Here is an 11,595-nt window from a genome sequence, read left to right on the forward strand (position 1 = left end):
CCCACGGCGTCGCGTGGCGCCCGTGGAGATCAGCAGCGAGGGAACGATGACGGCGAGGACGATTCCGATCCGTTTCACCGACGACGCCGGGGTGATCGACATCGCGGAGTCGCTGTCCACCCTCAAGGGGGACGGGCGCCACCTCTGGCTCGCCGGCGACGAGACGATCACCATCGAGCGGACGGCGCTGTCGCCGACCGGAGACGGCTTCGTCGACCATGTCAGTTTCTCGGTCGCGGACTTCCTCCCGCTGCCGGAACCGCCGGAACCGGACGGCAGCCAGCTCGAGATCGACATCGAGGGCCTCGACCGGCACGGCGACTACCTCTGGTTCGTCGGTTCGCACGCCCGGACCCGCAAGCGGGTCAGGCCGCACCACGCCACCGAGCAGGCGCTGGCCCGACTGGCCAAGGTGAGCAGCAACGCCAACCGTTACCTGCTCGGCCGCATCCCGGTAGTGGAGATCGACGGGGCGCCGACTCTCGTCCCCAGCGCCTCGGCGTCGGCCTCGCCGGGCGGGGCGAAGCTGACCGCCGCCGCGCTGGGCCTGTCCAAGCAGAACCGGCTGACGCGGGCGCTCAAGGACGACGAGCACCTCGGCCTGTTCCTGAAGATCCCGAGCAAGGACAACGGCCTGGACATCGAAGGGCTCGCGGTCGTCGGCGAACGGATCTACCTGGGGCTGCGCGGCCCGGTGCTGCGTGGCTGGGCGGTGGTGCTCGAGCTGCGCCTCACCGAGGGCGACGGCCAGGACCTGCTGCTCGCCCCGATCGGCGACAGTGACAGCGGCGACGGCGGTCCTCTGTACCGCAAGCACTTCCTCGACCTCGACGGGCTCGGCGTGCGGGACATCCTCGCCCACGGCGACGATCTGCTGCTGCTCGCGGGCCCGACGATGGATCTCGACGGGCCGGTGCGGATCTATCGCTGGCGGGGCGCGGCGCACGCGCGCACGAGCGTCGTCGTCACCGACGAGACGATCGAGCGGGTGCTGGAACTGCCGGTCGGGACCGGCGACGACCACCCGGAGGGCATCGCGCTGCTGCCCGGCGATCCGTCCTCGTTGCTGGTGGTGCACGACAGCCCGGCACCGCGGCGGCGCTGGCACCGTCACGAGATCCTCGCGGACGTCGTCCCGCTGCCACGCGACTGAACCGGCGGGGCGTCCGACCACGGTTTACGTCCCTGACGATCGCCGGGCGTGTTCGAGGGCCCGGCGGTCTGTTCGCCATCCGCCGACCACGGCAAGATTGGCGCACGGAATCACAGTCCGCCCCGCTCACCGCCCTGCCCGAGGTACGCGCGTGTCTGACGAGATCGACCTGGCCGCCGTCACCACCTGCACGGATTTCGGCCGTGTACTGACGGTCGTCCGGGAGCGGGCGGGGCTCAGCGTGCGCGACGTCGCCCGGAAGGTGAACGTCCCGGCCAGCACGGTCGGCGGCTACTTCGGCGGATCGCACCTGCCGGGGCTGAAGCCGGCGAACCTCGTCGAGAACATGCTGCGCGCCTGCGGGGTCACCGACCCCGCCGAGCTGCGCCGCTGGGTCGAGACCTGGAGCCGGATCCGGCGCACCCGCCGGGGCTCCGGCGCCTCAGAGCGGGGCGCCTCAGAGCGGGGCGCCGCCGAGCAGGGCGCCGCTGGTGGCGGGTGGGGTCCCGGCGCCGTCGCCAGCCGGCGGCGCGGCTCCGGCGGTCCCCCGCGGGCGCCCGTCGACCGGGTCCGCGGCGACGAGAACGTGGCGGCCCTGACGGTCGCGCCCCCCGTGGCTCGGCTGGATCGGTTGCCGGCCGTGCGTGGCCGCGGTGAGATGATCACCCTGCTGACCGGACTGCTCCCCACCGCCGTCGGCGATACCGCCGGGAGCGGCCCGGCAAGGCCGGCCGGGCCAGGTGGGTCAGGTGGGTCAGGTGGGTCAGGTGGGTCAGGTGAGCCGGTCGGGCCGGGCCGGCGGGGCAATGGCACGCGGGTCCGCGGCCGGGTGCACGTGCTGCACGGGCTCGGCGGGATCGGCAAGAGCACCGTGGCTCTCGCCCTCGCCGCGACCGCGCTCGATCGCGGCGTGCGGACCTGGTGGATCAGTGCCACCCGTCCCGGCGCGGTGCCCGCGGCGATGGGGGCGCTCGCCGTCGAGCTCGGCGCCACCCATCATCAACTGCGCCGGGCAAGCCTGCCCGACCTGGTCTGGCGCCTGCTCGGCGCCCTCGACCAGCCGTGGCTCCTGGTCGTCGACAACGCCGACGATCCCGCCGACGACCTGGGTCCGTCCACGGGCAACGTGCTCGACGGCACCGGTTGGCTGCGCCCGGTCACCGGAACGCGGGGGATGGTCGTAGTGACCACCCGCGACGGCGCGGCCTGGTCGCTCGGCTCGGCCGGGGGCCGACCCCCGCCCTGGATACGCCTACACCGGCTGACTCCCCTCACCGACCGCGACGCCGGCCGGGCACTGCTGGACCTGGCGGGTGACGGCCCGGGGTCCGCCCAGGCCGCGCAGAGCCTCGGCCGCCGCCTCGGCGGCCTGCCACTGGCGCTCTCGCTGGCCGGCCAGTTCCTCGCCGAGGCGCGGCGGATGCCGCCGGGCTTCGGCGGCTCGGTCATCCCCCGGACCTACCCGGCGTACGAACAGTTCCTGCGCACCAGTGGGCCCTGGTCGCTGCTGCCGGACTTCGCGGCCGCGGACCCACGATCCGCGGCACCGCGCACCCGCCCGCAGCCCCCGGACACCCCGGCGGACGCCCACCCGCCGGCGGACGTGCCCGAACGCCGCCGGGAACGCGAGCTCGTCGGACCGACCTGGGAGCTCTCGCTGAACCTGCTCGCCCTGCGCGGGCAGGTCCGGGCCCAACCGCTGCTGACCCTGCTCGCCTGCCTCGGCGGCGATCCGATCCCCGTCGACGTGCTCCTCGACGCCGAGGTGCTCACCGCCTCGCCCCTGTTCAGCGACCTGCCGGCGACCGAGCTGTGGGGGCTGGTCCGGGCCCTCGCCGGCCACGGGCTGATCGAGTACACCCTCGACCCGACCAGTTCAGCCGACCCGACCAACCCCGCCGACCCGACCAGTTCAGCCGACCCGACCAACCCCGCCGCCCCGGCCGACGCGCCCATGCCGGCGACGGCGACGGCGACGGCGCCCGGCGACGCGGGCGCTGCGCACCGGATCTGGCTGCATCCGCTGGTGCGGGACAGCTTCGGTCGGGCCGCGCACGTCTCCGGCCGGGTCGAGGACTACCTGGAGACGATCACCGCCCTGCTGGTCCACGCCGCCCGCCGGCTCGACCCGCGCGACCCCGAGACCTGGCCGGCCTGGACGATGCTGGCCGGGCACGCGGACGCGGGCCTGGCGATGCTGCGCGCCCGGCGCCAGTGGGGGTTGCCGGCGCTGACCGAGGGGCGGTTGCCGCCGGAGCTGCTGGTTCCCGCGACCCTCGCCGCCCGCTTCCTGCGCGCGACCGGACGTCTCACCGAGGCCGCCGCGGGGTACGAAACGGTGCTGGACACCGGCCGGCGGCTGTTCGGCGACGATCACGCCGACGTGCTGTCCGCCGCCCATGACCTGTACCGGGTGCGCGCCGCGCAGGGCCGGCCCGGCGACGCGGAGGAGGGGCTGCGGGCCGTCCTCGACGACCGGGCCCGGGTCCTCGGCGCGGACCATCCCGACACCCTGACGACCCAGCACTACCTGGGCCGCACCCTGCGCGAGTCGGGCCGCCACCCCGAGGCGCTCGCGTGGCTCACGCGGACGCTGACCAGCCGGGAACGGGTCCTCGGCCACCGTCACCGCGACACCCTCACCACCCGCAACAACGTCGCCGACCTGCTCGTCGAGCAGCAGCAGTGGACCGCGGCGGAACACCTGCTGAGCGCCGTCTGGACCGACCGGGTCGACACCCTCGGGCCCGAGCATCCCGCGACCCTGGTGACCCGCTACCACCTGGCCCGGCTCGACCACCGCCGCGGCGAGCACGCCCGAGCCGCTGGGACAGCCGCCGAGCTGGTAGCGGTCTGCCGCCGCGTCCTCGGCCCCGATCATCCCCGCACGCTGGCGGCGATCGGCCTGCACGGCGAGATCGAGCAGGAGCTCGGCCGGCTCGCCGCGCTGCGCGCCGACGTGGCGGACGCGTACCGGCGCAGCCTGCGGGTGCTGGGCCCGGAGCACGGGACCACGCGGCGGCTTCAGCGGCTTCAGCGGCTCGTCGGCCGCTCGCCGTCGTCCTGACGCGACCCGCCCGGAGCGGACCCGTTTGCGGTCGAGCCGGCGGGCAGCGCCGGAAGCCCGGGGGCGCCGACCGCTCGCACCGAGGCAAACCCGACGCCGTCCCGCTCGGCCAGCAGCCGCAGCGGCAGGCCCACCGCCCAACCGCCGAGGGCGGGCAGCAGGGCCCACAGCGGCAGCCCGGCCGGCTCGGTCAGCAGCCAGGCGACGCTCGCCAACTGGCAGGCGAGCAGGTTCGCCAGGACGAAGCCGCCGCCGCGGGGGCGGGGTGACCGGATCGGATCGAGGCCTGGGGCACCCGACCGGACCAGCCGGATCAGCCCGGCGGTGGCGACCAGCGCGGCGAGGACGGCCGCGGCCGCGGCAAGCCCCCGTCCGGCCAGGGAGACGTGGCCGCCGGGCGGCCCAGGCGTCACCGGGGCGACCGCAGCGGGCCCTCGGGGCACGGCCGGCAGCGTGGCGGCGCCGTCTGCGTCGGCGGTGAGGGCGAGCCCGCTCGCCACGGACACGACGGCGACGATCCCGACCTGCGCGGTGAGCACGATCGCGACGTACCGCCGCGGGAGGACGAAACCGCGGGGCCGGCGCAGGTGCACGCCGGTGGCCAGCGCCGGCGTCCGTCGCCCGCAGACCCGGTCGGTCGGCAGATCACGCAGGTCGGCGACCGTCCAGCCGGCGACGATCGTCGCGAGGCCGAATCCGGCGGTGAGTACGCCCGCACCCACGCCCACGTCGCCCCCGGTGGCGGCGACGCCCAGCGGCAGCCCGCCGGCGAGCGTGGCCGCGGCCAGCAGGCGGCGCAGCGATGGGCCGCCCCCCACCCGCCATCGGGACAGGGCCAGCCAGGCCCGTAGGCCGATGACCGCCACGAAGCCGATCCGGGCGGGGAGGGAGGCCGCCCACAGCCAGCCGCCGCCCACCACCGCCGCCCCGGCCAGCGCCGCCCATCCCGCGACCCAGCCAGGCGCGAGCCGGCCCTGGACGAGGGGGCTGTCCCGGCGCACCGGGTTGATCCGGTCGGCGTCGAGCCCGGCGACGGCGTCGAGCAGGCGGCCGAACACCGACACCAGCACCCCGGCGAGGACGAGCAGCAGCACCGCACCGACCCGGGGATCCGCCGCCGCGAGGCCGCCGGCGGCGAACGGGACGGCGTCCGCGAGCGCGGTTCCCGGCCGGGTCAGCGCCCACACGTCGACCAGGCGGCGGACCGCGGTCCGGTGCCGCCGCGCCGTCCCCGTCCGGCCCGCCGGATGTCCGGCGGCACGGCTTCCCATCCGACCTCACGACCGTTTCTCGCGTCCCCCGAGCACTGCGCTCACGGGCGATCGCAGCCTGTTGAGAAAAACCCATGCGAGACACCGATAAAAGGCGGTCGCGCATCGCCGTACAAGGTCGTACAGACAGCGGCGAGTACGCGCCGTGACACCCGGTGTATGCCTGACCGGAAGCGGCGGCAGGGCAAGCCGTATTGCAGTAAGATGACTGTTACGATGCGCGCCGCCGACCGTCCGTCGGGTTCGGGGGTGCGGCTGAAGGAAACTACGGGCATCGCGGCAATGCCCCGGCCGGACGTCGCGATGGAAGGCCCGCGGCAACGGCGCGCGGATACCCGCCGACCGCCGGAGCGGGCCTCCCCCCGATGGCAGGTCCGCTCCGGCGACGAACCGAGGGTGCGGCCGTCGACCAGCCACCTCCGGTGCCGCGGAGGTACAGATCATGCGGCTGCGGCGGCAGCGACCCTTCGGCGGCTCCCAGATAACCGCGTGCCGGACTAACCGGAAAGACCCGGACGGCAAATCCGTACAACGTCGTACGCGATGGTCCGATGTTGCGAACGGCAGTTCGGGGGGACGGCCGGCGGGGAAGGGATCGGCGGTAACCGTCCCGTCCGACCGCGGACGCGTCGTAGACGGCGGGTAGGAAAGCGAGCCGCGACCGCACGAGCGGTCGCCCCGCCGTCACGCCAGGCTTCCACCGCTGTCACCTGTCACCGAAACAACGGCCAGCGGCCAAGTCCGCGATTAGCGTCGAAACAGTCAGGTCACCGATCGCCGGGCGGCAACCGGGATTCCGGGCGGTATTCTCGGCGCGTCACCAGGAAGCAATCCCGCAATCCGCGAACACGTGTTCCCAGGAGTCATGGTGTCCTCTCGTTGGCTGGACGAGCCGCTGCAGACCGAGCTGGACGACGCCGCCATGACCGCGCTGCGCCAGTGGTGCGCCCAGACCGAAACCACCTTTCGGCTCGTCCGCTGGCTCACCGGCGGTCGGTCCACCGCACGGGTCGCCGCCGTCCTGTCGGACGACCCGCACGAGGGCGCCCGCCAGTTGATCATGAAGCTGGACCAGGCGCCGGGCACCGCGGAGGATCCCCAACCCGGCGAGTTCGCCCGCCACCGGCGGGCGTTGACCGAGTCCCGGGACTTCGCCCGGCAGCACCTCACCAAGCCCGTCCACCAGCCCATCCCGGTCGGCGACGGACGCTGGTTCGTCTTCCAGCGGGTGGCCGGCGGCAGCCTGCGCGACCCGATCACCCTGCACACGCTGCTGGACGCCGTCCTGCATCCGCCCCGCCCGGCCCGCGGGGCGGGGCCGGACCACCTCCGGGGCCCGCAGCCCACCTTCCCCCGACCGGCCGCCAACGCCGCCGCCTTCGCCGACGTCAGCACCGCAGTCGTCGGATCCGTGCTCGGCGAATGGGCGGGGCGGACCCGGTTGCCCTCGATGGACGTGCCGGCCATCCTCGGCCGCCAGCTCGGCGACCGACTCGCCCCCGGCAGCCGCCTGCACCGCCTCGCCGCCGCGCATCCCGGGCGCACCATCACCGTCGAGGAGGAGGACCATCCCCTGCCCAACCCGTTCGCGCTGGTCCTGGACGCCCGCCGGACCGCCGGCGTGCGGCTGCCCACGTTCGTCGGGCGCGCCCACGGGGACCTGCACGTCGAGAACATCCTCATCCCGACCGATCTGCGCGACGCGAGCGCGGCCTTCCAGCTCATCGACCTGTCGCGCTACGCCGCCGACGCCGTGCTCACCCGCGATCCCACCCACCTCGTGCTACACGTCCTCGCCCGGACGCTGGTCGAGCTCTCTCCGGCCCAGCGCACCGCCACGATCGACGTGCTGCTCGACCCGGACCTCGACGGGGCACTCCTGCCCCAGTGGCTGTGGCTGTTCATCGACCAGGTCCGCTCCGCCGGGCAGGAGTGGGCACGCGCGGCCGACCTGGTCGAGCAGTGGCGCGACCNGGTACCGCTGTCGCTGCTGGCCTGCGCCCTGACCTGCCTCGGCCGGGCGTCGACCCGCGAGGAGGACCGAGGCTGGTTCCTGCGCCTCGCCGCGAACGCCGCCGCCGCCTTCCTCGACCAGCAGGGCCTCGACCAGCACGAACTCGACCAGCAGGGCCAGGCGCAGCCCGCCCCGGAGAACGGCGACCGCGAGCAGCACGGCTTGCTGCGGGCCGATGCGGACGGAGCCGGCCCGCCATCCCCCGATCCTCCGGTCGCCGACAGCGCGAACGGCAGGCCCGCGGGCGGCACAACCGGCGGGTTCCGAGCATCCCCACGAAGCGTGGACGGCATCGCGGGCGGCGCGCGTGTCAACGGCCCCTCGGTGAACGGCCCCTCGGTGAACGGCTCCGCAGTGAACGGCTCCGCGGTCGACCTGCTTCTCTTCCATGCCCGGGCCGATGCCGTGTGGGCGGACTGGATCGGCTGGCATCTCGAGGCAGCCGGCTGGCGAGTCCTGCCGTACCCCGATCACAACCCCGACGACCATGATCTTGACGACCATGATCTTGACGACCACGGCAGCCCCGACGGCGCCGACGAATCCGTCGGACCGCAGACGGCCATCTCCCTGGCGGACGCGGTCGCCCAGGTGCCGCGGACGCTCGTCGTGCTCTCCCCCGCCTATCTGCGCGAGCTGCAGGGCAGCGCCGAGTGGCAGGAGGCCTTTCCGGCGGCGACCGCGGCCCGCGGCGGCCGGCTGGTCACCATCCGGGTCGAGCCCTGCGATCCGCCGGACTGGCTGGGCCTCGTCGCATCGGTGGACCTCGTCGGGCTCGGTGAGGATGAGGCCCGCGCGACGCTCGTCGACCGGATGACGGCTCTGCGCAACGGTGACGGAGATACCGGGCGCCGGGCAAGCTAGTGCAACGCCTCAGAAGAACCCACGTGGCTCCGCTCCCCCGCACACCTCCTCGTGGCTACGCAACCGCGCCACGCTTCCGCCCAACCCCGGCGGTCAGGGAACCGCGATGGTCGGGTCGGGGGAATCCGGCGACGGCGAGACGACCGCCAGAACCTGGTCGAGGGCCACGAGGTCGCCGGGGCGGACCAGCACCTTGGCGACGACGCCGGCGGCCGGCGCCGAGACGGGATGCTCCATCTTCATCGCCTCGACGACGACCAGCGACTGCCCGTCGGTGACGGACATACCCGGCTCGACGAGGACGGCGATCACCGTGCCGGGCATCGGGCTGCGCGCCTGGCCGCCCGTGGCCGAGGCCACCTCCGCTCCGGCCACGGGAACCGCTTCGGCCAACTCCCAGGCCCGCCCCTCCCGCCCCAGCCAGAGCAGCTCGCCGGCGGGGGACGATCCGCCCGTGGCTGCGATCGAGCGGCGGCCCCCGGCCGCTGCCGGCGCAGAGCGCGGGGGCTTCGCCGGGTCGTGCTCGCCCTCGGTGGCCGCCCATGCGAACGCCCACCGGGTGGTGACCGAGCCGATCGTGACCAGCAGATCGTCGCCGATCTGGCGGACCGACGCGGCGACCGGTGGCCCGTCGGCGAGGCGGACCCGCGCGGCGGCCGGCGTGCCGCGGGCGCTGACCCGCACGGTCGCCGCCCGCGGCCCGAGCGCGGCGCCGCCTGCCGGCGTCGACACCGCCGGATCGCCCTCCCCCACCGGGGCGGCCAGCCCGGATCCGCCTGGCACCGGGCCTGCGTCGGGTCGCGGCGCGGCGCCGTCGACGCCGGTGCCGCCGGTGCCGTCGGTGCCGATGCCGCCGATGCCGACCAGATCGCCACCGGGCGATCCCCTCCCGGCGGTCTCCCCGGCGGCGGGGCCAAGACCGGCGGCGGTACTCCCGGCGGCATCGCGCCCGGCGGAGCCACCATCGACGGAACCGCCGCCCGCCAGGACGTCGCCGGAGCGGTCGTCAGGAGTGGCGCCCCCTACCGGGCCGGACCCGCCGCCCGGGCCGGACCCGCCCCCCGAGTCGGAGCCGCCGCCCGGAATGAGCACGTCCCAGCTCAGCCACGCGGGCTCACCGGGACGCCAACCGGAGGGGATGTCCCAGGGGTCGACGAGCGGGCCGACCGGCTGCAGCGCGAGCAGCCGGGCCAGGGCATAGCCGAGGATGGCCTCGCCGGGCAGCTCGTCGGCGGTGAGCGCGGCGAGGTCGCGTTCGACCAGACCGGTGTCGAGCCGGCCGGCGACGACGTCAGGATGACCGAGCAGCGCGCGCAGGAAGCCGATGTTGGTGGTCACGCCGAGCAGCACGGTGGCGGCGAGCGCGGCGTCGAGCCGGGCGATCGCGGCCGGCCGGTCGGGCCCCCAGGCAACGATCTTGGCGAGCATCGGATCGTAGGCGGTGCCGACGGTGTCACCGGCGGCGATGCCGGCGTCGACGCGGATGGCGGGCCCCGCGGGCTCGCGGAAGGCGAGGACCTGCCCGCCGGTCGGCAGGAAGCCGCGCGCGGGGTCCTCCGCGTAGACGCGGGCCTCCACGGCGTGGCCGGTGAGGCGGACGTCGGCCTGGCCGAAGCGCAGCGGCTCGCCGGCCGCGATCCGGATCTGCTCGGCGACCAGATCCACCCCGGTGACCAGTTCGGTTACCGCGTGCTCCACCTGCAGGCGGGTGTTCATCTCCATGAAGTAGAACTCGTCGGGCGCGTCGGCGGACAGGATGAACTCGACCGTGCCGGCTCCGACGTAGCCGACGGCGCCGGCCACCGCGACCGCCGCGGCACCGAGCCGTTCCCGGGTACGCGCGTCGAGCAGCGGCGAGGGCGCCTCCTCGATGATCTTCTGGTGGCGCCGCTGCAGGCTGCACTCGCGTTCCCCCAGATGCAGCACGGTGCCGTGCGTGTCGGCGAGGACCTGCACCTCGACATGGCGGGGACGGACGATGAACCGCTCCACGAACAGGGTGTCGTCACCGAAGGCGGCGGCGGCCTCTCGGCGGGCCGAGGCAAGGGCGGCGGCCATCTCCCCCGGTGCGCGCACGACCCGCATGCCCTTGCCGCCGCCGCCGGCCGACGGCTTGACCAGGACCGGGTAGCCGAGCTGGCCCGCGGCCTCCGTGAGGGCAGCGTCACTCATTGCGGGCGACGACCGCCCCGGCACCACGGCCACGCCGACCTCGGCGACGGTCCGCCGCGCGACGATCTTGTCGCCCATCACCTCGACAGCGGCGACCGACGGTCCGATGAAGAACAGCCCGGCGGCCTCGCAGGCCCGGACGAAGGCGGCGTTCTCGGCGAGAAAGCCGTAGCCGGGATGGACGGCCTGGGCCCCGCAGATCTGCGCAGCCTCGACGATCGCGTCGATGTCCAGGTAGCTCTCCCGGGCCGGCGTGGGCCCCAGGCGCACCGCGACGTCGGCCTCGCGGACGTGGCGGGCGCCGGCGTCCGCGTCGGAGTAGACGGCGATCGAGCGGATGCCGAGATCACGCAGGGTGCGGATGATCCGGACGGCGATCTCGCCGCGGTTGGCGACGAGCACGGACGAGAACGCCAGACCCGGCAGCCCGGCGCCCCGGCTGGACAGGCCCGGTCCGGTGCGGCGCTGCGCGGGGGCCGGACCGGTCGCGACGGCTCCCGGATGGTTCCAGGTCGACGGGTCAGCGGCTGACACCCTTGATCCTCACGTCTGTACTCCCCTCGCCACCGGCCGACCGCGTCCTCGCCTACCCGTTCACATCCGGAACACGCCGTAGCGGACCGGTTCCATCGGGGCGTTCGCGGCCACCGACAGCCCCAGGCCCAGCACCATACGGGTATCGGCCGGGTCGATGACCCCGTCGTCCCAGAGCCGGGCCGTCGAGTAGTAGGGGCTGCCCTGCTCCGCGTAACGGTCCAGGATGGGCCCGCGGAACGCGGCCTCGTCCGCGTCGCTCCAGTCGGCGCCCGCCGCCGCGACCTGATCCCGGCGGACGGTGGCGAGCACCGCCGCGGCCTGCTCCCCACCCATCACCGAGATCCGCGCGTTCGGCCACATCCACAGAAACCGCGGCGAATACGCCCGCCCACACATCGAGTAGTTCCCCGCACCGAAACTACCCCCGATCACCACCGTGAACTTCGGCACCCGCGCACACGCCACCGCCGTCACCATCTTCGCCCCGTGCTTCGCAATACCACCCGCCTCGTACTCC

The 11,595-nt window shown here is 74.7% G+C and carries 6 protein-coding genes; 3 read left to right on the top strand and 3 right to left on the bottom strand.

The genetic code is table 11. The features are described from left to right. Positions 1-46 precede the first annotated feature (46 nt). Positions 47-1,153 carry a DUF3616 domain-containing protein gene (locus UK82_RS27025; RefSeq protein ID WP_044887925.1) on the top strand — a complete coding sequence of 369 codons (1,107 nt, stop codon included), beginning with the start codon at positions 47-49 and terminating at the stop codon, positions 1,151-1,153. Between the two features lie 151 nt (positions 1,154-1,304). Continuing rightward, positions 1,305-4,220 (top strand): helix-turn-helix transcriptional regulator, encoded by a 2,916-nt coding sequence (locus tag UK82_RS27030; RefSeq protein ID WP_055410113.1) that lies wholly within the window; start codon positions 1,305-1,307, stop codon positions 4,218-4,220. Here UK82_RS27030 and UK82_RS27035 read toward each other — a convergent pair. Continuing rightward, the gene (locus UK82_RS27035) at positions 4,187-5,491 is read right to left on the bottom strand and encodes a UbiA family prenyltransferase (protein WP_055410115.1); all 1,305 of its coding nucleotides are present in this window, start codon (positions 5,489-5,491) and stop codon (positions 4,187-4,189) included. The genes UK82_RS27030 and UK82_RS27035 overlap by 34 nt on opposite strands. 2,368 nt (positions 5,492-7,859) lie before the next feature. Here UK82_RS27035 and UK82_RS40445 point away from each other — a divergent pair. Continuing rightward, positions 7,860-8,369, top strand: coding sequence for a toll/interleukin-1 receptor domain-containing protein (locus UK82_RS40445; protein ID WP_255354368.1), 510 nt, complete (start codon positions 7,860-7,862; stop codon positions 8,367-8,369). A 93-nt stretch (positions 8,370-8,462) separates the two neighbouring features. On the opposite strand, the gene UK82_RS27045 is transcribed toward UK82_RS40445, so the two are convergent. Further along, positions 8,463-10,943: a biotin carboxylase N-terminal domain-containing protein gene (locus UK82_RS27045; RefSeq protein WP_055410127.1), complete on the bottom strand. Its 2,481-nt coding sequence runs from the start codon at positions 10,941-10,943 to the stop codon at positions 8,463-8,465. A 192-nt stretch (positions 10,944-11,135) separates the two neighbouring features. Next, positions 11,136-11,595, bottom strand: a 460-nt coding sequence (locus UK82_RS27050) for a carboxyl transferase domain-containing protein (RefSeq protein ID WP_304438072.1), incomplete at its 5' end; no start/stop codon positions are given.

It is taken from the genome of Frankia sp. ACN1ag, assembly GCF_001414035.1.
In the GTDB taxonomy this organism is placed as follows: Bacteria; Actinomycetota; Actinomycetes; order Frankiales; family Frankiaceae; genus Frankia; species Frankia torreyi.